Origin of the sequence: Brevibacterium sp. S111 (assembly GCF_004745075.1) — a bacterium.
Lineage (GTDB): Bacteria > Actinomycetota > Actinomycetes > Actinomycetales > Brevibacteriaceae > Brevibacterium.
Genome location: NZ_RHFH01000004.1, coordinates 129294 through 153167 on the forward strand (window position 1 = coordinate 129294; position 23874 = coordinate 153167).

The 23874-nt window shown below is 64.7% G+C and carries 22 protein-coding genes; 3 read left to right on the forward strand and 19 right to left on the reverse strand.

What is annotated here, in order from left to right; all coding sequences use genetic code 11:
• Window positions 1-23: 23 nt before the first annotated feature.
• The 19 genes from EB836_RS06310 to EB836_RS06400 all read right to left on the reverse strand — a co-directional run bounded on the left by EB836_RS06310 (window position 24) and on the right by EB836_RS06400 (window position 21098).
• Window positions 24-830: a F0F1 ATP synthase subunit delta gene (locus EB836_RS06310; protein WP_135538637.1), complete on the reverse strand. Its 807-nt coding sequence runs from the start codon at window positions 828-830 to the stop codon at window positions 24-26.
• Window positions 830-1381, reverse strand: coding sequence for a F0F1 ATP synthase subunit B (locus EB836_RS06315; RefSeq protein WP_135538639.1), 552 nt, complete (start codon window positions 1379-1381; stop codon window positions 830-832). The genes EB836_RS06310 and EB836_RS06315 overlap by 1 nt, the downstream gene beginning before the upstream one ends.
• A gap of 11 nt (window positions 1382-1392) precedes the next feature.
• Complete coding sequence (gene atpE / locus EB836_RS06320) at window positions 1393-1620, reverse strand: F0F1 ATP synthase subunit C (protein ID WP_062861556.1); 228 nt, start codon at window positions 1618-1620, stop codon at window positions 1393-1395.
• 80 nt (window positions 1621-1700) lie between these two features.
• Complete coding sequence (gene atpB / locus EB836_RS06325; RefSeq protein ID WP_240689662.1) at window positions 1701-2513, reverse strand: F0F1 ATP synthase subunit A; 813 nt, start codon at window positions 2511-2513, stop codon at window positions 1701-1703.
• A gap of 287 nt (window positions 2514-2800) precedes the next feature.
• The gene (locus EB836_RS06330; protein ID WP_135538641.1) at window positions 2801-3247 is read right to left on the reverse strand and encodes a hypothetical protein; all 447 of its coding nucleotides are present in this window, start codon (window positions 3245-3247) and stop codon (window positions 2801-2803) included.
• Window positions 3244-4353, reverse strand: a complete 1110-nt coding sequence (locus EB836_RS06335; protein WP_135538643.1) for an MraY family glycosyltransferase — start codon at window positions 4351-4353, stop codon at window positions 3244-3246. Before EB836_RS06335 ends, EB836_RS06330 begins: the two co-directional genes overlap by 4 nt.
• The gene (locus EB836_RS06340) at window positions 4354-5004 is read right to left on the reverse strand and encodes an L-threonylcarbamoyladenylate synthase (protein WP_135538645.1); all 651 of its coding nucleotides are present in this window, start codon (window positions 5002-5004) and stop codon (window positions 4354-4356) included.
• Between the two features lie 76 nt (window positions 5005-5080).
• The gene (gene prmC / locus EB836_RS06345) at window positions 5081-5962 is read right to left on the reverse strand and encodes a peptide chain release factor N(5)-glutamine methyltransferase (protein ID WP_167854367.1); all 882 of its coding nucleotides are present in this window, start codon (window positions 5960-5962) and stop codon (window positions 5081-5083) included.
• A gap of 25 nt (window positions 5963-5987) precedes the next feature.
• Entirely contained in the window at window positions 5988-7064 is a 1077-nt protein-coding gene (gene prfA, locus EB836_RS18415) for a peptide chain release factor 1 (RefSeq protein WP_135538649.1), read from the reverse strand.
• A gap of 1 nt (window position 7065) precedes the next feature.
• A complete protein-coding gene (rho, locus tag EB836_RS06355; protein ID WP_135538651.1) occupies window positions 7066-9135 on the reverse strand; it encodes a transcription termination factor Rho in 2070 nt (689 codons plus the stop codon).
• Between the two features lie 224 nt (window positions 9136-9359).
• Window positions 9360-10262, reverse strand: a complete 903-nt coding sequence (gene thrB / locus EB836_RS06360) for a homoserine kinase (protein ID WP_135538653.1) — start codon at window positions 10260-10262, stop codon at window positions 9360-9362.
• 2 nt (window positions 10263-10264) lie between these two features.
• Entirely contained in the window at window positions 10265-11350 is a 1086-nt protein-coding gene (gene thrC, locus EB836_RS06365) for a threonine synthase (RefSeq protein ID WP_135538655.1), read from the reverse strand.
• Between the two features lie 2 nt (window positions 11351-11352).
• Window positions 11353-12660 carry a homoserine dehydrogenase gene (locus EB836_RS06370; RefSeq protein ID WP_135538851.1) on the reverse strand — a complete coding sequence of 436 codons (1308 nt, stop codon included), beginning with the start codon at window positions 12658-12660 and terminating at the stop codon, window positions 11353-11355.
• 32 nt (window positions 12661-12692) lie between these two features.
• The gene (gene lysA, locus EB836_RS06375; protein WP_135538657.1) at window positions 12693-14135 is read right to left on the reverse strand and encodes a diaminopimelate decarboxylase; all 1443 of its coding nucleotides are present in this window, start codon (window positions 14133-14135) and stop codon (window positions 12693-12695) included.
• Window positions 14135-14920, reverse strand: coding sequence for a DALR anticodon-binding domain-containing protein (locus EB836_RS06380; RefSeq protein ID WP_167854371.1), 786 nt, complete (start codon window positions 14918-14920; stop codon window positions 14135-14137). The genes lysA and EB836_RS06380 overlap by 1 nt, the downstream gene beginning before the upstream one ends.
• 76 nt (window positions 14921-14996) lie before the next feature.
• Window positions 14997-16172: an MFS transporter gene (locus tag EB836_RS06385; RefSeq protein WP_135538661.1), complete on the reverse strand. Its 1176-nt coding sequence runs from the start codon at window positions 16170-16172 to the stop codon at window positions 14997-14999.
• A 68-nt stretch (window positions 16173-16240) separates the two neighbouring features.
• Window positions 16241-18790, reverse strand: coding sequence for an FtsX-like permease family protein (locus EB836_RS06390; protein WP_135538663.1), 2550 nt, complete (start codon window positions 18788-18790; stop codon window positions 16241-16243).
• The gene (locus EB836_RS06395; protein WP_135538665.1) at window positions 18787-19563 is read right to left on the reverse strand and encodes an ABC transporter ATP-binding protein; all 777 of its coding nucleotides are present in this window, start codon (window positions 19561-19563) and stop codon (window positions 18787-18789) included. Before EB836_RS06395 ends, EB836_RS06390 begins: the two co-directional genes overlap by 4 nt.
• A 287-nt stretch (window positions 19564-19850) precedes the next feature.
• Window positions 19851-21098 (reverse strand): site-specific integrase, encoded by a 1248-nt coding sequence (locus EB836_RS06400; RefSeq protein WP_135538666.1) that lies wholly within the window; start codon window positions 21096-21098, stop codon window positions 19851-19853.
• A 247-nt stretch (window positions 21099-21345) separates the two neighbouring features.
• Here EB836_RS06400 and EB836_RS06405 point away from each other — a divergent pair, with 247 nt between their 5' ends.
• From EB836_RS06405 to EB836_RS06415, 3 genes are read left to right on the forward strand one after another with little or no spacing between them, the layout of a single operon-like run.
• Entirely contained in the window at window positions 21346-21570 is a 225-nt protein-coding gene (locus tag EB836_RS06405; RefSeq protein ID WP_135538668.1) for a helix-turn-helix domain-containing protein, read from the forward strand.
• Entirely contained in the window at window positions 21567-23417 is a 1851-nt protein-coding gene (locus tag EB836_RS06410) for a phage/plasmid primase, P4 family (RefSeq protein WP_135538670.1), read from the forward strand. Before EB836_RS06405 ends, EB836_RS06410 begins: the two co-directional genes overlap by 4 nt.
• A 14-nt stretch (window positions 23418-23431) precedes the next feature.
• Window positions 23432-23743: a hypothetical protein gene (locus EB836_RS06415; RefSeq protein ID WP_135538672.1), complete on the forward strand. Its 312-nt coding sequence runs from the start codon at window positions 23432-23434 to the stop codon at window positions 23741-23743.
• The last annotated feature ends 131 nt before the right edge of the window (window positions 23744-23874 follow it).

A 23874-nucleotide genomic window follows, 5' to 3' on the forward strand; every position in this document is an offset into this window, starting at 1 on the left:
GCCGGAAAAGCCGGCCCCTAGTGTCAACCTGCGAGCTTGCGCTGCACATCGGCCAGTCGATCGGCCACGGTCGAGTTCATCATCTCGTCGCCGACCTGCACCCGGACTCCCCCGATGACCTTGGGATCGACCTGGATATTGAGGACGAGTTCGCGGCCGTAGCTGGCTGACAGAGCTGCCCGCAGCCGTTCGGTCTGGGACTCGTTCAGCGGCTTGGCCACGGTTACGTCCGCAACCGAACGCTGCTGCCTGGCTGCGAGGATGTCGCTGTACTGGTCGAGAGCCTTCGCCACGCGCAGCCCGCGCGGGTGCAGCGCGACCTGCCCGACCAATGTGATGGTGTCAGGCTGAGCCTTACCCGACAGCAGGTCGGAGACGAGAGTCAGTTTGCTCTGCCCATCGGCCTGCGAATCGAGCGCCCGAGACAGCTCGTGGTCGGATTCCAGCAGACGCGCGAAGCGGAAGATCTCCTCTTCGACCTGGCCGAGCTGTCCGCCGGCTTGTGCGGCAGCGGCGATCGCCGTGACTCCGGCGACCTCCAGGCTGGTGACCAGGTCCTGGGTCCGCGCCCAACGACGGCCGACGGCCTCATCGCTGATCCGCAGAACCGCATCCGTGATCCGAGTCGAGAACAGAGTCCGCAGCAGCTGCTGCTTCCTCTCGGCCGATTCGGACGAATCCGCCAAGGCTTTGCGCAGCGTGACGTTCTCGGCGAGAACTCCGACCACAGCCAGAGTGCCCTCGCCGATCTCACGCGGGTCTCCCCCGGAGATCTCGGAGTTCGCGGTCTCGAGGACGGCCTGCAGGGACAATCTGCTCGACTGGAGCATCACGCCCCCTTGACCGGCTGCGCGGACGATTCGGACTCGAGATCGGAGATGAAGCGATCGACCACATTGGCTGAACGCTGGTCATCGGTGAGGGATTCGCCGACGATGCGAGAAGCCAGATCCGTGGCCAGTGAACCGACTTCCGAACGCAGCTGCACCATGGCGGACTGACGTTCGGCGTCGATCTGATTCTGAGCCGATGCGATGATGCGGTCAGCCTCGGAGTGAGCCTGCGCCTTCATCTCGGCGATGATCTGAGCGCCTTCTTCCTGAGCTTCGGCGCGCAGCCGTGCAGCTTCTGCACGACCGTCGGCGAGCTGCTTCTGATACTCGGCCAGAGCCTGATCGGCTTCGGCCTGCACCTTCTCGGCCTTCTCAATTCCGCCCTGGATGCGCGCAGCGCGCTCGTCGAGGGTCTTGTTGAAGGCCGGGAGGACGTACTTCCAGACAACCAGGAAGACGATCAGCAGGCAGACGGCACTCCAGACGATGTCGTACAGGCCCGGGAGAAGCGGGTTCTCCGCGGAGGCGACGATGGTTACCGGAGTCATATCTCAGTGCCTCACTGATTAAGGAAGAACGGGGTCGCGATGCCGATGAGGGCCAGAGCCTCGATCAGAGCGATGCCCAGGAACATGTTTCCGCGCAGGGCGCCGGCCATCTCGGGCTGACGTGCGGTTCCTTCGATGGTCTTTCCGATGACGATGCCGAGACCGACACCGGGGCCGATTGCGGCGAGGCCGTAACCGATCGTCGAAACGCTACCTGTCACTTCGGCGAGCATATCCATAGGATGCTATTCCTTTCATAATGGAGTCGGGTGGTTGGCCCGACCGTGCAACTCGTGAGTTACGGATCTTGGGAGCTGACTCAGTGTTCTTCCGAGACAGCCGAATTGATGTAGACGCAGGCGAGCAGGGCGAAGATGTACGCCTGCAGGACCACGACCAGCATTTCGAGGAGGAAGACGAACATTCCTCCGGCGAAAGTCAGGATCGAGAAGAACTGGAAGCCGTTCGAGGCATCGAAGAGGAAGAAGCTCGTGGCCGAGAAGCAGAGGACGAGCAGCAGGTGGCCGACCATCATGTTTGCGAAGAGTCGGATTGCCAGTGTGAACGGCTGCGTCACGAACTTCGTGATGAATTCGATCGGAATGAGCAGGATGTGCATGGCCGGCGGAACACCGGGCAGGACGAGAGCGTCCTTGAGGTAGCGGCCGAAGCCCTTCTGTGCAATGCCGGCCCAGTGATAGGTGACGTAGACAGCGAGGGTGGCCACGAGGGGCAGACCGATGACACCGGTACCCGGCATGTTGAGGAACGGAATGAGCTTCGTGACGTTCCAGAACAGGATTCCGAAGAAGAGAGCCACGATGAGCGGCATGAACTTCTTCGCTCTCTCCTTGCCCATCGTGTCTTCGGCGATGCCGACAGTGACGAATTCCATGGCCAGTTCCAAGGTCGACTGGAAACGACTGGGGACGAGCTTCATGCGCTTGGCCCACACCGCGAGGATGATGACGACGGCGATCGTCGCCAGGAGGCGGATGAGCATCACTCGGTTCATCTCGAATGGAGTGCCCTCGAAGAGGAACGATGCCGGGAAGAACTCCGACATCGAAGGAGCGTGGTAGCCACCTTCTGCAGCATTGATCATTGTGTTCGCGGCGTTAAGAGTTCCCACGTTGTAAATTCTCTCCCATGGTCAAGGGCCCTGATGGCCTGGCCTTGGCCGTGCGCTTACAGCACGGCGTGAGGTTCAGGAGCGACAGAGGGCGCAGATACGCCCTAGCACCGGGTCTACTCTACCAATTGTAGAGAGTCACCGACAAATTCATCAGGCTTGTCTGTGCAATTTCTGTCAGCGATTGCGCTCAACACGTCATTCACCGGGGATCCCGACCCGCGGCACGGAGACCGAGCACCTTTCGGCACAGGTTCGCACCGTCGTCATCTGCGTTGTGCGGCGGGCTATCCGGCATCGGGATCGACGTACGGAACTCGCCCTTTGACGACCGTGAGCGCCTCGACGATCGAGGTGGAGAGGACCGCGACGACGATGGTGAAGAAGGCGACCGTGCCGTCGAGCCACGTCGCGTCCTTGATCCGCCAGATGACGATCATGAAGATGAAGGCCTTGAACAGGAACCCGACGCCGAGGAGCCCGGCGATGGTCGTCAGTCCCATGTTCCGTCCGAGGTACATGATGACCAGAGTGACGATGATGAACACGGCGGCCAATCCCCCGCCGACGGCTCCGCCGAGGAGTCCGGTGGAGCCCGACACCAGCCACCCGATGCCCATGCCCAGCGCCGCGACAACGAGGACGAGGATGATGCCGCGGATGAGCAGCGTCCTCCAGACCCGGGTCCAGGCGGCTTCGACTTCGGTTTCTGGTCGTGAGGTCGGATCTGTCACGAGATTTCCTCTCTGGCTTTCTGACGCATACGCAGGGGGTAGAAGGTGAAGACCAGGGTCACGGCGAACAGCCCTCCGACGATGCCGAGGACGAACAGCCAGCTCCGGAAGAGCAGCAGCACGGATCCGAACGCGATGAGCGCCGTCCAGGTGTAGAGGATGAGAACCGCTCGGGCGTGCGAATGGCCGAGCCGCAGCATCCGATGGTGGAGGTGCTTGGCGTCGGCGGAGAACGGCGACTGCCCTGCCCGCAGCCGCCGGACGACAGCCAGGGCGAGATCGAGCAGCGGCAGGAACATCACAGCGATGGGCAGGATGATCGGCATGAACGTCGCGAAGGCACGCTCCTGTCCGATGAGTGCAGGATCGACCTGTCCGGTCACGCGAATCGTCGAAGCGGCGAGCAGAAGCCCGATGAGCATCGAACCGGAGTCGCCCATGAAGATTCTGGCCGGGTTGAAGTTATGCGGCAGGAAGCCGAGGCACGTTCCCACGAGGATCGCGATGATGAGCGAGGCGAGGTTCGCGTAGGACTCCGGGGAGGCGTCGCGGGCCAGCCAATAGGAGTAGATGAAGAACGCGCTGCCGCCGATGGCGACGACCCCAGCGGCGAGGCCGTCGAGCCCGTCGACGAAATTCACTGCATTGATCGTGACGAGGACGACGAGCACGGTGATGATGATCGACATGCGCGGAGAACCGATGATGACTCCGCCGAAGGGAATCGAGAGCAGGGCAACGCCCTTGATCGCCATGAAGCCGGCAGCCAGAGCCTGCCCGGCGAGCTTCGCCATCCAATGCAGGTCCCAGATATCGTCGATGACTCCCAGCAGGCACAGCAGGCCCGCGGCTCCGGCAACACCGATGATCGGTCCCATCTCGACGAAGATGCGCTGCAGGAACGGCATCTGGGAGGCGAATACGAGCCCCGCCAGCAGTCCGCCGAACATCGCCACTCCCCCCAGCCTCGGCGTCGGCACCGAATGCACGTCGCGATCCCGCAGGGGTGAGAAGATCCGCCCGCGTTCGGCGACCCGCTTGACCATCGGAGTCAAGAGGTACGCCACCAGGGCGGAGACGATGAGGATGACGAGGTAGGCGCGCACTCAGCCGTCCAGGTCGATGAGTTCGGGGACGATCTCGCACAGCTCTTCCGCGCCGATGGGTCCGCGCCGGAGGATGCGCGGCACGTCGCCGCTGAGGTCGACGATGGTCGAGGACATCAGCGATTCGCGGGTTCCCCCGTCGACGTAGATATCGACGTCTTCGCCGAGCATCTCCTGGGCCTCATCTGCAGTGGTCGCCGCGGGACGTCCGGAGATGTTCGCACTCGAAACCGCGAGCGGTCCGGTGCGGCCCAGCAGTGCCAGAGCGTATTCGTCATCAGGCATGCGCACGGCCACGGTTCCGTGCGTGTCACCGAGATCCCAGTCCAGAGAGGGCTGTGCGTTGGCGATGATCGTCAGCGGACCCGGCCAGAAACGGGCCGTGAGTGCCAGAAGCCTCTCATCGACTCCGTCGACGAGTCCGAAGATGGTCTCCGACCGTGGGACGAGCACCGGTGGAGGCATGTCCCGTCCGCGCCCCTTCGCCGCCAGCAGCGCCGCCACGGCCGCGGCGCTGAAGGCATCGGCGGCGATCCCATAGACGGTGTCGGTCGGGATGACGAGCAGGTTGCCGGTGTCGACGACGCGTGCGCACTCGTCGAACACGAGGTCGCGGATGTCGGCTTGGGTGACGTCGAATCGTCTCGACACGAGTTCTCCGTTTCGAATCTCTGGGCTGTGGCTTCGATGACTCTGCGTTTCAGCGGTGGTGCCGCATCGTCATCAGTCATTCCTCCGTCTGCCGGCGTGCCACCGTATAGCGGTCGCGTCCAGTGTAGTCCTGGTGAGTGACGGCAGCTGTCAGGCTGGCCGTCGTCGCAAGCAGCTCGCGGACGCCGGGGCCCTGTTCTTCGCTGTGTTCCATGAGGAAGAGTCCGCCGGGCCGGAGGAGCTGCAGAGCCTGGGCGATGATGAGCTCAGGCGTTTCCAACCCGTCCTCACCCCCGTAGAGCGCGGCGGCGGGATCGTGACCGGCAACCTCGGGATCGCGGGGAATCGCTGCGTTCGGAACATAGGGAGGATTCGTCACCACGACATCGGCCCGCCCGAGCAGTTCCGGACGCCCGTGTGTGAGTGTCGTCGCATCCGCGTGGACGAATTCGACACTCGAATCGCCGAGGCGGGTGTGATCGAGGTTCGTCCGTGCCCAGTCGAGGGCGTCGGCTTCGCGCTCGACACCGATCACAACGGCGCCGTTGTGTTCGGTCGCCACGGACAGAGTGATCGCGCCCGAACCCGAACACAGGTCGATGACGAACGGGGGCCGTTCTCCGCTCAGCTCCGCGAGTTCTGCGAGCACCGCTCCGGCGAGCAGTTCGGTTTCCGGTCTGGGGACGAACACCCCGGGGCCCACCCGCAGTTCGAGGTGGCGGAAGTGGGCGATGCCGGTGAGATGCTGCAGCGGGATCCGCTGCCGTCGCAGTTCGCACAGTCGTGCGAATTCCGCAGTCGTCTCTGCGGGGACGATGTCGTCGAAGAGCCGACGACGGCTGAGCACGGTTCGGTCGATGTGCCAGGCGTGAGCGAGCAGCTCGACGGCGTCTGCCTCGGGGGTGGCGATTCCCGCCTCGGAGAAGAGGGCGATGCCGCCGCGCAGGACGTCGCTCACGCGTGCGGGTGTGACGGTGTCCAGCTCAGTCTCCCAGTGCGTCCAGGCGTGCGGCCTTGTCCGCTTCGCGGCAGGAGCCGATGACGGGGTCGAGGTCTCCGCCGAGCACCTGGTCGAGGTTGTAGGCCTTGTACCCGGTGCGGTGGTCGGTGATCCGGTTCTCCGGGAAGTTATAGGTGCGGATCCGTTCGGATCGGTCGACGGTGCGGACCTGGGAGCGGCGGATGTCGGCGGCTTCAGCGGCGGCTTCCTCGGCCTGTTTGGCCAGGATCCGAGCCCGGAGCATGCGCATGGCCGCATCCTTGTTCTGCAGCTGCGACTTCTCGTTCTGACAGCTCGCGGTGATGCCGGTGGGCAGGTGGGTGATGCGCACGGCCGAGTCAGTGGTGTTCACGGACTGACCGCCCGGTCCCGAGGACCGGTAGACGTCGATGCGCAGATCGTGTTCGTCCAGCTGGATCTCTTCGGGCTCGTCGACTTCGGGGAAGACGAGCACTCCGGCGGCTGAGGTGTGGATGCGGCCCTGGGACTCGGTGACGGGCACGCGTTGGACGCGGTGGACTCCGCCTTCGAACTTCAACCAGCCGTAGGCACCTTCGTCCTTCGCTTTGACGGCCATGCTGACGTCCTTGTATCCGCCGAGGTCGGAGTGCGTGGCATCGAGGATCTGGCTCGACCAGCCGCGCGAATCGATCCACCGCTGATACATGCGCAGCAGATCTGCGGCGAAGAGTGCGGATTCGTCGCCGCCCTCCCCCGCTTTGATCTCGATGATCGCTTCGCGTGCGTCATCGGGGTCCCTGGGCACGAGGAGGTCTTTGAGCTCACCCTCGACGTTCTCCATCTCCACGGACAGACGTTTGGCTTCCGCGGCGAAATCATCATCATCGTCGGCCAGTTCCACGGCTGCGGCGTGGTCGGCCTCGAGTTGGGCGAAGCGCCGGGCGGCCGCGGCGACTCTTTCGAGTTCCGCGTACCGCCTGGTCAGCTTCTTCGCCCGGCCGGCGTCAGCATGCACGGCGGGGTCGGAGAGTTCCTCCTGCACCCGCGCATGCTCATCGAGCAGTGCGCTGACGCTGGCCGTGAGGGTGTCGTCGGCCATCTCAGCTGTTGTCGGTCGAGGACTTCGGCAGGGGTGTCGTCTTCTGCACCTGCATGAGGAACTCGACGTTCGAACCGGTTTCCTTGAGCTTGGACATGAGCAGTTCGACTGCCTGCTGCTGTTCGAGTCCCGAGAGGAGTCGGCGCAGCTGCCACATGACCTTGGTCTCTTCCTTGGTCATGAGCATCTCTTCGCGGCGGGTGCTCGACGAGTTGACGTCGATGGCCGGGAAGATCCGCTTGTCGGCGAGCTGACGGCTCAGGCGCAGCTCCATGTTTCCGGTGCCCTTGAACTCCTCGAAGATCACTTCGTCCATCTTCGAGCCGGTCTCGACGAGGGCGGTGGCGAGGATGGTCAGCGAACCGCCGCCTTCGATGTTGCGCGCTGCGCCGAAGAACTTCTTCGGCGGGTAGAGCGCGTTGGCGTCGACACCGCCGGAGAGGATGCGGCCCGAAGCGGGCTGGGCGATGTTGTAGGCACGTCCCAGGCGAGTGATGTTGTCGAGGAGGATGACGACATCGGAGCCCATCTCCACGAGGCGCTTGGCGCGTTCGATGGCGAGTTCGGCAATCGTCGTGTGATCATCGGCAGGACGGTCGAAGGTCGAGGCGATGACCTCACCCTTGACCGCTCGCTGCATATCGGTGACTTCCTCGGGGCGTTCGTCGACGAGGACGACCATGAGGTGCGCTTCGGGGTTGTTCTCCGTGATCGCATTCGCGATCTGCTGCATGATCGTCGTCTTGCCCGCCTTCGGAGGCGCGACGATGAGACCGCGCTGGCCCTTGCCGATCGGGGTGATGAGGTCGATGAGTCGAGTCGAGTGCAGCTTCGAGGTGGTTTCGAGGCGCAGACGATCCTGCGGGTAGAGCGGCGTCAGCTTCGAGAACTCCACCCGGGAGCGCGCATCGTCGACGGTCAGTCCGTTGACGGAGTCGAGGCGGACGAGTGCATCGAACTTCTCACGCTTGCTGTTGCGCTGTTCGTTCTCGCGCGGCTGGCGGATCGCTCCGGCCACGGCATCGCCCTTGCGCAGGCCGTTCTTGCGCACCATCGAGGCCGAGACATAGACGTCGTTCGGCCCCGGCAGGTAACCGGAGGTGCGGAGGAAGGCGTAGTTGTCGTGGACGTCGAGGATGCCGCCGACGGGGATGAGCACATCATCGTGGCGGATGTCCGGCTCATCGTTGCCGCGACCGCGGCGCTTCCGGTCCCGACCGCGTCCGCGACGGTTGCCGCGATCGTCGTCGTCATTGTTCCGGTTGCGGCGATCGTTGCGGTTGTCGCGATCGTTTCCGCCGTTGCGGTTGTCCCGATCATTGCGGCTGTCCCGGTCGTTTCCGCCGTTGCGGTCGTTGCCGCCACGGTCATTGCGGTGTCCGCGGTCGTTGCCGCCACGGTCGTTTCCGCCGTTGCGGTCGTTGCCGCCGCGGTCATTGCCGCCGCGGTCGTCGTCGGATCGGTCGCTGTTTCGGCTGCGACGGTCGTTGTCCCGTCCGCCGCGTCCTTCACGATCCGAGCCGCGGTCACTGCGACCGCCGCGACCGGAGGACTCGTCGGAACCCTGATCCTGGTCGTCGTTCTGGCTCTCGCCGCTGCGCGACCGGCTGCGGCTGCGACGGGAACGCTGACGTTCCTGATCGCCGTCGTCCGACGATTGGCCGCCGGAGTGCTCGGCAGACTCATCGGCCTGTGCGGAGTCATCGGACTGCGCAGAAGCATCGGACTTCGGTTCGACGATGAGTGCCGGAGCTTCCTCGGCCGACGGAGCGGCGGCCCGACGCGAGGAGCGACGACCCGTCGCCTCCTGTTTCGGTTCGTCCTGCTTCGCCTCCGACTTCGGGGCCTTGCTGCGCGATTCCTCGGCGGCGGGCTTCTTCTCGACAGAAGCGGCCTTCGTCTCCGAAGATCCGCTTGAATGGCTGTTGATGGCGTCGATCAATTCGCTCTTGCGAAGACGACGGTAACCCTTGATTCCCAGGCCGGCTGCCATTTCCTGAAGCTGAGGCAACCGCAGCGCTGTGAGGCTGCCGGTACGGGGCGTGGAATCCTGAGTGGTGGTTTCAGACACGAAGGTCCTTCTCCCTCTTTCGGCCGTGCGGCATGTGCCGTTTGCTCACGGCGACGGAAACACCATTGACGGTGCGTTGTGAAAGAAAACCTGCTAAAGAATGAGCAGGAGATGTTCCAGAATATATGACATCGGCGGCGAACCTGTGAAGAACAGCAGGAAGCCGTGCACTGTCGGAACACCCACAGTCTACTTGTTCGGAGCCGATCTTGCGAATCGTTTCGTCAATTTTCTCGGCTCACTCGGTATCCCTCGAGGTCAATCGCGGTGCGCATCGCAATGACATCGGCGGGCACCGCGGACTCGGGCACCGCCTCGGCGAGGACGAGCACCGTCGGGCCGGCACCGGAGATCACGGTCGGCAGCCCCTGCGTCCTGAGCGAATCGACGAGTGCCATGGATTCCGGGTAGGCGCTGCGGCGGAATTCCTGATGCAGCTGGTCGCGAGTGGCTTCGAACAGGACCGAGGCATCGGAGACCAGACCGTGGACGAGCAGTCCTGCCCGGGCCGAATTCTCCGCCGCGATCGCATGATCGATGGCGGCGGGGATGAGCCCTCGGGCGACGTCGGTGTCCAAACGGACCGCCGGGATGAGCACCGTGACCTCATCGAGCGTGCGCACCGGCACCTGCCAGGACAGGACCGGGTCGGAAAGGGATACGGTGAGCCCGCCGAAGATCGCGGGAGCGGCATTGTCCGGGTGCCCCTCGACCGCGGTGGCGAGTTCGAGGACCCGTTCGCGGGAGAGCTCGATCCCGGTGTACTCGCGGCCGAGTTCAACGGCCAGACCGATCCCGGCGACCACGGCCGCGGCCGAGGAGCCGAGCCCGCGCGAATGCGGGATCCGGTTGATGCAGTGCAGACTCAGTCGTTCGGCCAAGCCCGTCTCTGCGCCGGGGAACTCCGCGGCGAGGACCTCGCCGATGATGCGCATGATCAGATGCGAGCGGTCGCGCGGCAGCACCTCGGCGCCCTCCCCTGCGACCTCGACGCAGGTGGCCGGGTCGACGGGGGCGTCGTGGACGGTCAGGGTGAGCGTGTCGACGATGTTCAGGGCCAGGCCGAAGGAATCGTAGCCGGGCCCCAGGTTCGCCGAGGTGGCCGGGACCTCGAGTCGCAGCCGCACGCTCAGCTGTCCTCGAGGCCGAGCGCGCGGGCGGCGCTGACGGCGTCGACGGAGACCCGACTGGTTTCGATCTCGGAGCCGTCTGCGGTGTGCAGGGCCCAGGAAGGATCCTTGAGACCGTGCCCGGTCACGGTCACCGCGATCGTCGCGTCGGCGGGAACCTTTCCGGCCTCGGCCGACTTGAGCAGACCCGCCACCGAGGCGGCCGATCCGGGTTCGACGAAGATGCCCTCTTCGCTGGAGAGGAATCGGTGCGCTGCGAGGATCTCGTCGTCGGTGACCGAATCGATGAAGCCGCCGGAGTCGTCACGAGCCGTCGTTGCTTGGTTCCAGCTCGCCGGGTTGCCGATGCGGATCGCCGTGGCGATGGTATCCGGTTCGTCGACCGGGTGGCCCAGCACCAGAGGAGCGGCGCCGGCGGCTTGGAAGCCCCACATCTGCGGCAGACGTTCGGCGATGCCGTGCTGCCGGTATTCGGTGTAGCCCTTCCAGTACGCGGTGATGTTGCCGGCGTTTCCGACTGGCAGGACGTGGATGTCGGGGGCATCGCCGAGGACGTCGACGACCTCGAACGCCGCGGTCTTCTGGCCCTCGATGCGGTCGGGGTTGACCGAGTTGACGAGGTGGACCGGGTAGGACTCGGAGAGTTTGCGGCACAGCGTCAGGCAGTCATCGAAGTTGCCGTCGACCTCGAGGAGCGTTGCACCATGGGCGATGGCCTGGCTCATTTTGCCCGGGGCGATCTTGCCGGTGGGCACGAGCACGGCGCAGGTCAGACCGGCCTTCGTGGCGTAGGCGGCCGCCGAGGCCGAGGTGTTGCCCGTCGACGCGCAGATGACGGCCTTCGCCCCGTGGGCGACGGCCTTCGTGATCGCCATCGTCATGCCGCGATCCTTGAAGGACGCGGTCGGGTTGAGACCCTCGTACTTCACCCACACCTGAGCGCCGGTGCGTGCGCTGAGTTTGTCCGCCTTGATCAGCGGAGTGCCGCCTTCGCCGAGGGTGACCGCCGGAGTGTCCGCAGAGATGTCGAGGAGACTGCGGTACTCCTCGACGACGCCCTGCCACTGGTGTCTGGGGTAGTTCATTGTCACTGTCCTTCTACGCGGATCACGGAATTGACGGCATGGACGACGGAGAGATCGCTGAGTCGATCGACCGTCTTCCGCAGCGTCGCATCGGTATTCGAATGGGTGGCGAGCACGAGCTTGGCGTGTTGGACGCCCTGCTCGTCGATGTCGCCGATGGTCTGGCGCATGAGTTCGATCGACGCGCCCTCGTCGGCGAACACCTCGGAGACCGACGCCAGCACACCGGGACGGTCCACAACGTCGAGGGTGATGTGGTAACGGGTGGTGATCGCCGTGATGGGCAGGATCGGGTAGTCGTCGTGGAAGGGACGCTCGTACTGTCCGCGTCCGCCCAGGACCTTCCGCCGAGCCACTGAGACGATGTCTCCGAGCACCGCCGAAGCCGTCGGAGCTCCCCCAGCTCCCTGCCCGTAGAACATCAGTTCGCCGGCGGCTTCGGCTTCGATGAACACCGCGTTGAAGGCACCCCGGACGGAGGCCAGAGCGTGGTTGCGATCGAGGAGCGCCGGGTAGACGCGGGCAGAGAGACCGGCACCGGCGGGCGACGAAGCCACGCGTTCGCAGACCGCGAGGAGCTTGATGACGAAGCCCTGGTCGCGGGCGGTCTCGACCATGTCTGCGGTGACGCCTTCGATGCCTTCGACATGGACGTCGTCGATCGACACGGGAGCGTGGAAAGCCAGGGAGGACAGGATCGCGGCTTTCGCCGCCGCATCGTGGCCGCCGATATCGGCTGTCGGGTCGGCTTCGGCGTAGCCGAGTTCCTGAGCGGTGCTCAGCGCCCGGTCGAAGTCCCAGCCTTCGGAGTCCATCTGGTCGAGGATGAAGTTCGTCGTGCCGTTGACGATGCCGATGATGCGTTCGATCCGGTCACCGGCCAGCGAATCGCCGACCGGACGGATGATCGGGATGGCTCCGGCCACGGCGGCTTCGTGTTCGAGTCGCACACCGGCCGAATCGGCGGCGGACATCAGCTCACCGTATCGGGCTGCCAGGAGCGCCTTGTTCGCCGTGACCACCGAGGACCCCTGTTTGAGCGCCGCGGTGATGAGCGACTTCGCCGGTTCGATCCCGCCCATGAGCTCGACGACGATATCGGCTCCGGCGATGGCCGCCTCGGCGTCGGTCGTCAGAAGCTTCTCGTCGATGCCCGGACGTGCCTTCGTCGCATCGCGGACGACGATGGCGCTGAGTTCCAATGGGGCGCCGATGCGTTCGGCCAGGCCGTCTGCACGGTTCTGGATGCGGGCGGCGACTTCTGTGCCGACGACTCCGCATCCGAGCATGGCAACCTTGAGTGCCTGCATATCCTCACCTTTTCCGCTGTTGTCGTTGACGCTCATCTGTTCTCCTGCTCTCCACCGACCATCCCCGGGTCGGTGGCGAACATCTGCGAATGGTCTTCGGGGGTCACGATCCACTCAACTCTATCGGCTTCAACGGCGAGCACACCCGGCCGGGGCAGGTGGTTGTAGTTGCTGGCCAGGGACCGGCAGTAGGCGCCCGTCGACGGGACTGCGACGAGGTCGCCGGCGGTGACGTCGGCCCCCATGTATTCGTCACGGACGATGATGTCGCCCGATTCGCAGTGTTTGCCCACGACGCGCACGATCGCCGGCTCCGCTCCCGAGGCTCGATTGGCCAGAGTGCATGAGTAGTCCGCATCGTAGAGCGCGGTGCGGATGTTGTCGCTCATGCCGCCGTCGACGGCGACGTAGGTGCGGGTTCCGCTGTCGGTGCTCACCTCTTTGACGGTGCCGACTTCGTAGAGGGTGAACACGGCCGGGGACACGATGGCGCGGCCGGGTTCGATGGAGACACGCGGCACGTTCGTGCCCAGTCCGCGGCATTCCTTGAGCACGACTGCGGCGAGTTCCTCGGCCATCTCCGCCACCGGGATCGGAGTGTCCTGGCTGGTGTAGCGGATGCCGAAGCCCCCGCCGAGGTCGACATCGGGCAGATCGATGCCGTGTTCGGCCATGACTTCGGCGCGGAAGGCCAGCACTCTGGCCGCGGCGACCTGGAAGCCGGAGATGTCGAAGATCTGCGAACCGATATGCGAGTGGAGTCCGTCGAGGCGCAGATGCGCCGAGTCCGCGACCATCTGGGCGGCTCGTGCGGCGGTGCCGTCGGCGAGTGAGAGACCGAACTTCTGGTCTTCGTGCGCGGTGGCGATGAAGTCGTGGGTGTGGGCTTCGACGCCGACGGTGACTCGCAGCATCACTGGGGCGAAGACTCCCTTGGCCGCGGCGACGGCTTCGAGCCGGGTGATCTCATCGAGGCTGTCGACGAAGATCCGTCCGACGCCGTAGTCGAGGGCGTACTCGAGTTCCGCGACGGATTTGCTGTTCCCGTGCAGGCCCACTCGGTCCCCTGGGATTCCGGCGGCGCGGGCGATCATCATCTCGCCCAATGAGCAGGTGTCGAGGCCGAGGCCGGCTTCATGGACCCACCGGGCCACCGCAGTGCACAGGAAGGCCTTTCCGGCGTAGAAGACATCGGCTCCAGCCAGTCCCTTCTCGGGCGAGAAGGCGCTGGTGAAGGTCGTCAGATAGGTTTCTGCCCGGGTGCGGAAGTCAGCGGCATCCATGACGAGGGTCGGCGTGCCGTACTGCTCTGCCAGGTCGGTCACCGAATGGCCGGCGATGGTGAGCACACCGTCGTCGGTCTTCGTGACATTGTCCGACCACAGGCTCGGCAGCAGCGCGTTGACGTCGTCAGGATAGGGCAGCCACACCGGTGCCGGGGTCGCGTGCAGAGTCCCTGCGATATGTGCGGGCATCAGATCCTCTCCGGGGCCGAAGCACCCAGTTGTCGAAGTCCTGCGGCGAGGACGATGATGACGGCTCGCACGAGCACGAGCCGCGAAGCATGCAGTGCGGTGATGTCGACGTTGATGGTCGGAGTCACCGCGCACCGGCTCAGCCAGTCCTCGGCCGCGGCCGCGACCAGGCTCAGACAGCTGAGGAACGGTTCGCTCTCGCCGAGGCGGCACGAGCGTTCGAGTCCGGCGGGAACGGAGGCGATGGCGGTGAGCAGACGAGCTTCGCTCGGGTGGTTGAGGCGAGAGGGTTCGGCCGCATCCGTGGTGATCTCGGCCCACTCGGCCCGACGCCGTTCCCGGCAGGCGGCCGCATGTCCGCGCTGCAGCACGGACACCGCGGCATCGTCGGCAGCCGCGTCGAAGAGACTGCCGCAGCATCGCCGCGATTCTGTCGCGGCCGCCTCGGTGCCGGTCGCCGACGACTCGGCTGCGGCGATGATGTCGAATGCCACGCGCGCACGTGCGGAGTCGGTGAGCCCGATGTTGACGAACCCGGGCCCGGCGACCACAGCGGTGGCCACTTCGGGAAGCAGTCGCAGTTCGGCGCACAGATGCTCGGCGAGTGCCAGACGGCGGCCCGGTTCGACCGCGGTCCGCAGCGCCACACGCGTCGACCAGTCGCCCAATCCGTGTCGGGCGGGTGCGACGAGGTCGACCTCCGAATCGGCCCCCGGAGACACGAGACCCGAATCAGCCGTCGCCAAAGCGCGTGCGAGTGCGGTCTGCAGGTCTTCCGGGGTCACTCGAACAGAGTACTCGGGGCCGGTCTGCGGGGACGAATCAGGTGTCATCTTCGCTCTCATGACGAGACGACCGGCCTCAGATCGCCCCGGGGCGGCACGCGGCGTGGCTGACGAGGAATTTCACTGCCACCGAGACGAGCACGACGGAGAACGCCGGCCACATGCTGTCGAAGCTCTGCACGAGGAAGGCGAAGATGAGCGGGCCGGTGCAGGCCAGCAGATAGCCTCCGCCTTGGACGAATCCCGACAGAGACGCCGCCGATTCCGCGTCGCGGGCGCGCAGAGTGATGAGCGTCAGGGCCAGCGGGAAGGTCGAGATTCCGATTCCGAGCAGCACGGTCCACAGCACCGGGGCCACGGTCGGCAGCAGCCACAGTCCGATATAGCCGACGGCCAGGCTGAGGCAGAAGCCGACGACGATGAGGTAGGCCGAGGCCATCTTCTGTGCCAGCGCGGGCAGAACGAAGCCGAGGACGAGGGGGATGGCGGTGACGAGCGCGAGCATGGCCCCGGCGAACGCCGCGTCGAACCCCGAGCGGGTGAGCAGACTCGGCAGCCAGGTGAAGAGGATGAAATTGTTGAACGAGGTCAGCCCCGTCATCGTCATGAGCGCCCACGCACGTTTGCTGCGCATGAGTCGGGCCAGTTCGCTGCCGCCGACGACGGCGGCGGCGACTTCGGTGGCCGGTGCGGGCCTGATCAGCCGGATGAGGATCCAGACGGCGACGCCCACCACACCGAATCCGGCCCAGACGAGCAAGGACCCGCGCCAACCGAACCCGGTGGCGAGGGGAACCGCGACGAGCGGGGGGATGAAGGTGCCGAACTGCAGCAGGCCGACATGCACGGTCGACATCAGAGCGACACGGTCTGGGAAGTACGACTTCACCAACGGAGGGAGGACGACGTTGCCGATGCCCATGCCCAGCAGAGCGAGCACGCTGAGGGCGAGGAAGAGCGCGGGAGAATCGATGACGGAGCGGGCTCCCAGGCCGATGGCGACCATGATCATCGCGGCCAGTGTCAGGCCGAGGCCGGAGAAGCGGGCATAGAGCCGCGGAGTGATGAAGCCGCTGAGTCCGTAGAGCAGCGGCGGCAGCATGCCGATGATCGCCAGGAACGCTGCGCTCAGGTGGATCTGTTCGCCCATGGCGTCGAGCAGCGGCGAGAGACCGGTGACTCCGGGCCGCAGATTGAATGCGGCGATGACGATTCCGACGACGATCAGAATGCGTGTGCGCGCAGAGTTCATGGGCTCTTTCCTATCAGACTCCCACAGGCATTCCTGTCGTCGGGGTCGCTCGACGGACGGCTTCGGGCTCAGTAGTCGAGTTTGAGGCCCTCCACGGGAGACAGTCGCGAGGCGCGTCGGGCCGGCACCAGGGCCGAGAGGATTCCTGCCACGATGGCGACCCCGAGGATGCCGAGGAAGGAGGGTGCGGAGAAGTCGACGATGAGTTCGGTGGAGTAGTCGTGGGTGACCAGTCGTGTGCCGACGATGCCCAGCGCCCCGCCGAGGGTGAGGCCCAGCAGAGCCGCGACCGACGAGATGAGCACCGCTTCCAGAGCCAGCAGAGCCCGCAGCTGGGCGATGCTCAGCCCCAGGGCCCGCATGAGTGCGTTCTCCCGTCGGCGTTCGATGACGGACAGGCTCACGGTGTTCGAGACTCCGATGAGCGCGATGAGCACGGAGACGAAGAGCAGCGCCACCGCACCGGCGAGCAGAACGTCGATGAGTTCGGAGTAGGCGCCCCGGGCGACCGCGGACCCGCCGACCTCGTCGCTGGGCACGTCGAGAGCTTCAGCCACGGACTGTTGGATCCGTGTGATCTCGTCGATGTCGACATCCTCGTCGAGGCGGATGAGCACCGCCGTCGTCGTCGCCGAGATGCCGAGGTCGTTGCCGACATCGGGGGTCGTGAAGAAAGCGAGGCTCGACAGCCCTTCTTTGCGCACGGGCACGTTGAGCTCGTTGAGACCGCGGACCCGCACGGTCGCGTCCGGATAGTCCTCGGGAACCACGACGCGGCCGGCGACCAGGTCGGCGGCGGAATCGCCGAGCACAGTCGCCGCAGTCTCCGGGTCGACGACGAAGACCGATGGTGTGGCGCCTTTGAAGTCCTCGACCGCCTCGGCGCGGTGAGCGGTGATGGCACGAGCGACCCCGGGGATCTCGCGCACATCGTCGAGCTCATCGGCGTCGACGAGTCCCGACAGGGGCACGGCGATGTCGACCGGATAGCGCTGGTCGAGTCCGTGGCTCAGCGTCGCCTTCGTCGACATCCCGCCCACGAGGATGGTCGCGACGAGAGTCACGCCGATGATCAGCGCCGTCGCAGTCGTCGCGGTTCGACGCGGGTTGCGCAGGGTGTTCAGCGTCGCCAGCTGGCCAGGAACGCCCCAGGGACTGACAGCGACTTCGCCGATCCAGCCGACGATCGGGGGGATGATCCTCGTCGAACCGATGATGAGTCCGGTGACGATGAGACCTCCGCCCAGAGCGCCGCCGGCGATCCAGACCTCTGTCGTCGACACGGCGTAGAGGGAGACGATGATGAGAGCCGCACCGAGGAGCATGACGCCGACGCCCACGAGGTGTCGCCGACGTCTGCGGGTCGACGGGGATACCGATACGTCGAAGGGTTGGAGGGCTTCGAGCGGTGTCACCGCGATGGCGCTGCGGGCCGGGCGGATCGTCGCGATGATCGTGAGGACCGCGCCGACGGCGACGCCGACGAGGAGCGCGGAGACGGGTACGGACAGGGTTTCGTAGGGGAATTCGTCGGGCCAGAAGCGCACGGCCGCTTCCATCAGGGCCCAGCTGACTCCGACACCGGCGACGACACCGAAGATCGAGCCGATCAGTCCGACGAGGAGTCCTTCGGCGACGACGGAGCTGTAGAGCTGGAGGCGGGTCGCGCCGAGGCAGCGCAGCAGCGCGAGTTCGCGACGGCGGCCGGCCACGATGACGGAGAACGTGTTCGACACGACGAGGATGGCGACGACGACGGAGATGCCGGCGAAGACGAGCAGCAGTCCCGTCACGGCGATGTTGCCGCCCGAGAGACGATCGGTCTTGACGGACACGGCGTCGGGGACGCTGAGGGCATTGAGGCTGCCGTTCAGCGCGGAGGAGTCGATGACCGCTTGCAGCTCTTCGCACACCCTGTCCGGGTCAGCATCGGGGTCGAGGGCGATCTGGACGGCGATGACATCGCCCTGCTGCGCGAAGTACTCCTGGTAGCCCGAGGCCGTCGTCAGTGCACGGGTGGCCCCGGGCAGTCCGGGGTCCTGTCCCATCTCGGCGATGCCGACGACGGTGAAGGTGATGCTGCTGTGGCTGGGCCCGCGGTAGACGGGCATGTCCGCATCTCCGGTCTCGACCGGCACCGGGTCGACGCTGAAGCGGACCTCGTCGTCGATGCCGAGGTCGAGCTCGGCGGCCGTCCGAGTGTCGAGGACGAGATCGGTGGTTGCCTCCGGGCGGTCGCCGGAGACCATGGTGAAGGTGTCGAGTCGCTCATCGGCGGGCACGGGTGACAGGGCGAAGGAGCTCTCTGAGAACGCGGTCCCCCGCCCGGTGGTCAGGGTTCGCGCCGACAGCGACGCGGAGCGCACGCCCTCGATCTCCGACATGGGCTTGAGCAGCGGAGCGACCTCGTCTCCCCCGACGAAGACGTCTTCGTCGGGGATGACGGTGAGATCCGCGTGCGCGAATGATCGTCCGACCGCACCTTCGAGGCTGCTCTGCAGCGAAGAATTGATGATGAGCGTTGTAGCGACGAATCCCGCTGCCAGGGCGATGCCGAGACCGATGGCGAGGAACCGGGCCCAATGGATCCGGATCTGCGCCAGCGCGACAGCGATCACAGAGTGCTCAGTTCACTCAGTGCTGTGACCACGCTCTCCCGCGTGGGCTGACGGACCTCTCCTGTGGCCCGCCCGTCCTTGAGCAGCACCACTCTGTCGGCGTGCGAGGCCGCGACCGGGTCGTGAGTGACCATGATGATCGTCTGCCCGTAGAGAGTCGTGGCGCGACCGAGCAGCGACAGCACCTCGGCCCCGGCATGGGAGTCGAGATTGCCGGTGGGCTCATCGGCGAAGATGACATCCGGACGGGTCAGCAGAGCTCGAGCTACGGCGACGCGCTGCTGCTGACCGCCGGAGAGTTCGTGGGGCCGGTGCTGCATACGATCTCCGAGTTCGAGGCGTTCGACGACTTCGGCCTTCCACTCCCGATCGATCTTCTTCCGCGCCAGGGACACGGGCAGTTCGATGTTCTGTTCGGCGCTGAGAGTGGGGACGAGGTTGAAGGCCTGGAAGATGAAGCCGACGCGATCACGCCGCAGCTGAGTGAGCTGCCGGTCGTTGAGGCGTGTGATGTCCTTGCCGCGCATGATGATCGAGCCGGAGTCGACGCGGTCGAGGCCGGCCAGTACGTGCATGAAGGTCGATTTGCCGGAGCCGGAGGGACCCATGATGGCGGTGAAGCGTCCCGATTCGAAGTCGACGCTGATGTCATCGAGAGCACAGACGGCAGTGTCGCCGCGACCGAAGCTCTTCCGCAGATCCTGCGCCCGCAGCACGATATCGGATTCGTCCGCCGAGGCGGCGCGCAAGGGCTCATCAGCAGGTTTCGACATCGCATGCCTCACATCGCGGTTCGGGGTTCTCCTCCGACTACCTTAGAGCGTGTCGGCATCGCCGACCACTCGAGGCGGAAATGCAGAACCGTCCACCTCACCTGATGAGATGGACGGTACGTGGTGCCCGCGACAGGATTCGAACCTACGACCTTCTGCTCCGGAGGCAGACGCCATGAATCACACCAATGGTAATCATTTTACCAGGTAAGACCGTATTTAAGTGTCTCCACGGTTGATAGCGACGGATGGTGATTGACAGCGGTAGACGGGACTCAATGCGTACTCTAGTGCGTACCCTTCGACCGACGCTGCTCGGCAGCGATCAACATCGGCCCCACCTGCGCCAAATCGGTATAGTGCTCCCGACTCACCGGTGCCGTGTGACCGAAGTATGCGGTGCGCGCAACCTCGGGAACTTCTAGATACATCGTGTTCAAGGTCGCCCTCCACACATGTGACCGAGCGTCTCGAAGCTCGGGGATCCCGTAAACTTCGGCCCACTCCTGGTATGCCTCCTTGATGGCCTTCTGCGCATTATCTTTATTCCAGATCTTCGACCGGTCCGTGGGCGTGCCGATGACATACCCTTCTCCCCCGCACTCTTCGCGATGAGCTTCAACAGCCTCAAGCACGCGGGAATCCAAAAACGGGACTACCCGGCTCGTCTTGTTTTTCGCAATTTCGGACGGCACGGCAATAGACGGTATGCCGGAAACATCACACACCCGATCCCACGTGAGCGTGCGCACTTCACCAATCCGCAGTCCCATCGTCATTTGGATGAGAGTCGCGATGCGAACATTCTGCCGGCGAGCGACTCGGACACCTAAGGTCGCCGGCCCCCGCTTTGGGGCCTCGACGCCGTCGGCAGGATCCATTGCGAGCAGTCCGTCGAGCAGTCGTGCATGATCTGTCTCAGAGATCGCCACGCCGCCGCGAGATGTCTTGGTGTCAGTCAAGGAGCGGTCCAGGTCGATCCGCTCTCCCGCAAGCGGATTACCCGCAAGCACGCCCTCCCGCACCAGGGGCCTGATGACGTACTTGGTGAGTACAGCCCGAGCATGCCGAGCCGTACCTGCCCCGTGCGTTCGCGCAATTTCTTGGAGAGAGCCTTCCAGGGCGGGGAATCGTCCAGCCGTTGCAATCGGCACGTTACCAAGGGCTTGCTTGTGCTTGTGCTGGCTGCAGTGCCCGAGGATGAGGTCGAGCGTCTGGAGGTACCGCTCCCGAGTGGATTCGCGGAGTGTGGTGCTGTCGGTGATCATCGGGCGGGTCACGGCTTCGATGAATTGGCCAATAGGCGTGGAAGTTTTCCACGCCGCGTTCTGACCGGTCGCAAGGAGTTCATCTGCCGCCGCCCTTGCCCGAGCGCGCGCCTCACCCTTGGTCTTCCCCCTGGAGCGCTTGCGCGCAGTCTGACCGTCCGGAAGCTTGATCGTCCAGTCGATGGCCCAGCCCTCACCGAAGGGTCGTGGTGGAACTCTGTCAATGGAATGCTGCCCGGGTTGCAATGATGCTCTCGATGTAGACATGTCCAAAGCGTACTAGTTACATCGGTAATAATGGTGGATGTTCGTTGACACTGACTGACACAGACCAGTACCCTAGAAGGCAAGGCAAGTATCCACGCTGATAAGGGGCGCCCCTGGCGAGAGTCCTACTGATGATGGTGAGCCGAAGGCGTAAGGCCAAGGGTCCGTAGACACCTGGGCGCTGAAGATGGCGCCAGCTCCGCCCATAGCCACGGAGTGATTCCTCGTTCAGAAGGATCACTCTGTCATGCCTACAACTACCCGTTCAATTCCGCAGCGCGCCTACACCACTGGCGATGCTGCGACGTACCTCGGCATCAGCCGTCATACCCTCGAAGCTTGGCGCGTGAAGGGTACCGGCCCCGACTACCGTCGTGTCGGCAATGGTCCGCGCGCTCGCGCCCTTTATATGGTCGAAGATCTCGATCGCTGGCTCGACTCACTCGATTGCGTCGGCGGTGGTCGGGCATGAACACAAGAGAAAGCCGCCCCGGCGGCGACACCGAGACGGCCATCAAGAATCGGGCGGATTCTTCCCACCATTCTACCGATAGCTCGGCGCCTGCGCCTCCTTCGGCGGAAGATGAGATCGCCCGTCTGGAGCGTGAGCTGGCCGAGGCCCAGCGGGAGCGCCCGGCGCCGACCCCGCAGGCCGAGGTGGACGTTCAGGCCACTGACACGGCTGTGTGGCGTTCCCGCGACACACTCATCGAAGACGCCTACCTCGAACACCGTGCCGCTATGTCCGGAAAGCAGGTAGGGCTGCGCGAGTACTGCGACACGCTCCTGGCGTTGACCGAGCGGAAGATCGAGGAGGTGAACACTCTGCGCAAGGCGGAGAAGCTGAAGCCTCTTCGGGTAGACGGCTGTCTTGATGAGCTGATCATCGTCAGGGTCATGCTCGATCGCTACGACATCAAGAATGTGAACTTGGTGGGCAAGCAGTCCGGTGACGACTTCTCGCAGCTCGCTATCTACCAGTCGTCAGGTTCTGGCGAGGGTACCTACGCAACGAGCGAGCGGGTCTTCGTCAAGCTCATCGGCCAGCTGGTGCCGAGCATGCCTCAGCCCAGGGTCATGTCAATCATCAAGCTTCTGAGGGCGCATGCTGACGTGGTAGGTCGCACCCTCGATGCGCACCTGATCCCGGTCAACAACGGCATCTTCGACCACCACAAGAAGCAGCTGTTGCCGTTCGATCCTAAGTACGTCTTCCTGGCGAAGTCGCCGGTCGACTACGACCCGCAGGCCGAGTCTCCGGTCATCACGATGCCTGACGGCGTGGATTGGGAGATCGGGAAGTGGATCGTCGAGCTCTCCGACGACGAGGGCGTGCCCGAGCTGCTGTGGGAGATCATCAGCGCTGCACTCAGGCCCGGTGTGCGGTGGAACAAGGCCGTCTTCCTGCATTCGAGCCGGGGCAACAACGGCAAGGGCACGTTCTGCGCCCTGCTGCGCGAGCTCGTGGGACCCGACGGCTGCGCTTCGGTGCCGATCGCCAACTTCAGCAAGCCGTTCGCCCTCTCCGAGCTCGTCCACGCCCGGGCGATCATCACCGACGAGAACTCCGTGGGAGCGTTCTCCAAGGACCTCGGTGACTTCAAGTCGGTCATCACCGGTGATGCGTTCACTCTTGACCGCAAGTATAAGGATCCGGTCTCGGTGTCGTTCTCCGGTCTCGTGGTCCAGTGCGTCAACGACTTCCCGAAGTCACGCGATAAGTCTGCCTCGTACACGCGTCGTCAGCTGTTCGTACCCTTCCGGAAGTGGTTCGGTGACACCGAGCGCGGGTACATCAAGCAGGACTATCTGAAGCGCCCTGAGGTCCTGCGCTACGTGCTGCGGGTGGCCCTGGAGAAGAACCATGAGGAGTTCTCCAACCCGGCGGCCTGCCAGGACCTGTTGGAGCAGTTCCAGCGCGAGAACAATCCGGTCGACGACTACTGGGCAGAGTTCGGGGACCAGTTCGTCTGGGACTTGCTGCCCACGGCGTTCCTCTATCAGCTGTTCATCGCTTGGTTCCGGGAGACGCATCCCGCAGGGATTCCGCTGAGTCGCAACGAGTTCACGAAGCAGTCGAAGGACGTCCTGGCAGATTCGCCGACCTGGAAGTTCACCGTCTGCAAGCGCCCCGGGGCGTTGATGATCAACCCTGAACCGCTGATCGCCGAGTACGACCTCACGGACTGGATGAACCCTTCTTATCGGGGTCCGGACATTTACGGCAAGTGTGTCCCTCATCCGCAGAAGACCAACTACAAGGGCTTCGAACGTCGGCATCCGACACACACGTACACGCACACGCCGGGTGAAAACTAGAGAGGAAAGAAGAGATGAACGATCGGAATGAAGAGATGAGCGGGCGGCAGTATGATGCCGCCGAAGTGAGCGCGGAGGCGTCGTCGAAGCCGAAGAAGACCCCGAGTCGCCGGAAGCCGAAGACTCCCCGGGAGCGTCTCGCGGATGTCATGCGCCAGCAGGAGACGTTGAAGCAGCAGGTCGCTGCTCAGCGCTCACGGGAGTGCGTCGAGATCGTCGAGGCACTGTACGAGCTGCACGGCATCGAGGCGATCACCGGCGACGTGGGCGAAGGCCAGCGGCTGTCTCGTCTGCGTGACGCACTGAGTCTCCCCGCTACGGAGTAGTGCAGGGCGGAGACCCTCTGGCCGAAGCCCCGAGCACCGATTCTGGTGCTCGGGGCTTCGTCATGCCCGCGGGGTTCGAAGGGGCAGAGGGGACGCGCGGAGCGCGGACACGGAGCCCCTCGCAAGCAAAG

Coding starts and splice junctions, on each gene's coding strand:
- thrC (WP_135538655.1), bottom strand. CDS start 11,350: ATGAACTACCCCAGACACCAGTGGCAGGGCGTCGTCGAGGAGTACCGC.
- EB836_RS06400 (WP_135538666.1), bottom strand. CDS start 21,098: ATGTCTACATCGAGAGCATCATTGCAACCCGGGCAGCATTCCATTGAC.
- atpE (WP_062861556.1), bottom strand. CDS start 1,620: ATGGATATGCTCGCCGAAGTGACAGGTAGCGTTTCGACGATCGGTTAC.
- EB836_RS06370 (WP_135538851.1), bottom strand. CDS start 12,660: ATGCAGGCACTCAAGGTTGCCATGCTCGGATGCGGAGTCGTCGGCACA.
- EB836_RS06315 (WP_135538639.1), bottom strand. CDS start 1,381: ATGACTCCGGTAACCATCGTCGCCTCCGCGGAGAACCCGCTTCTCCCG.
- EB836_RS06415 (WP_135538672.1), top strand. CDS start 23,432: ATGAACGATCGGAATGAAGAGATGAGCGGGCGGCAGTATGATGCCGCC.
- EB836_RS06385 (WP_135538661.1), bottom strand. CDS start 16,172: ATGAACTCTGCGCGCACACGCATTCTGATCGTCGTCGGAATCGTCATC.
- lysA (WP_135538657.1), bottom strand. CDS start 14,135: ATGCCCGCACATATCGCAGGGACTCTGCACGCGACCCCGGCACCGGTG.
- EB836_RS06395 (WP_135538665.1), bottom strand. CDS start 19,563: ATGTCGAAACCTGCTGATGAGCCCTTGCGCGCCGCCTCGGCGGACGAA.
- prfA (WP_135538649.1), bottom strand. CDS start 7,064: ATGGCCGACGACACCCTCACGGCCAGCGTCAGCGCACTGCTCGATGAG.
- EB836_RS06410 (WP_135538670.1), top strand. CDS start 21,567: ATGAACACAAGAGAAAGCCGCCCCGGCGGCGACACCGAGACGGCCATC.
- EB836_RS06310 (WP_135538637.1), bottom strand. CDS start 830: ATGCTCCAGTCGAGCAGATTGTCCCTGCAGGCCGTCCTCGAGACCGCG.
- EB836_RS06405 (WP_135538668.1), top strand. CDS start 21,346: ATGCCTACAACTACCCGTTCAATTCCGCAGCGCGCCTACACCACTGGC.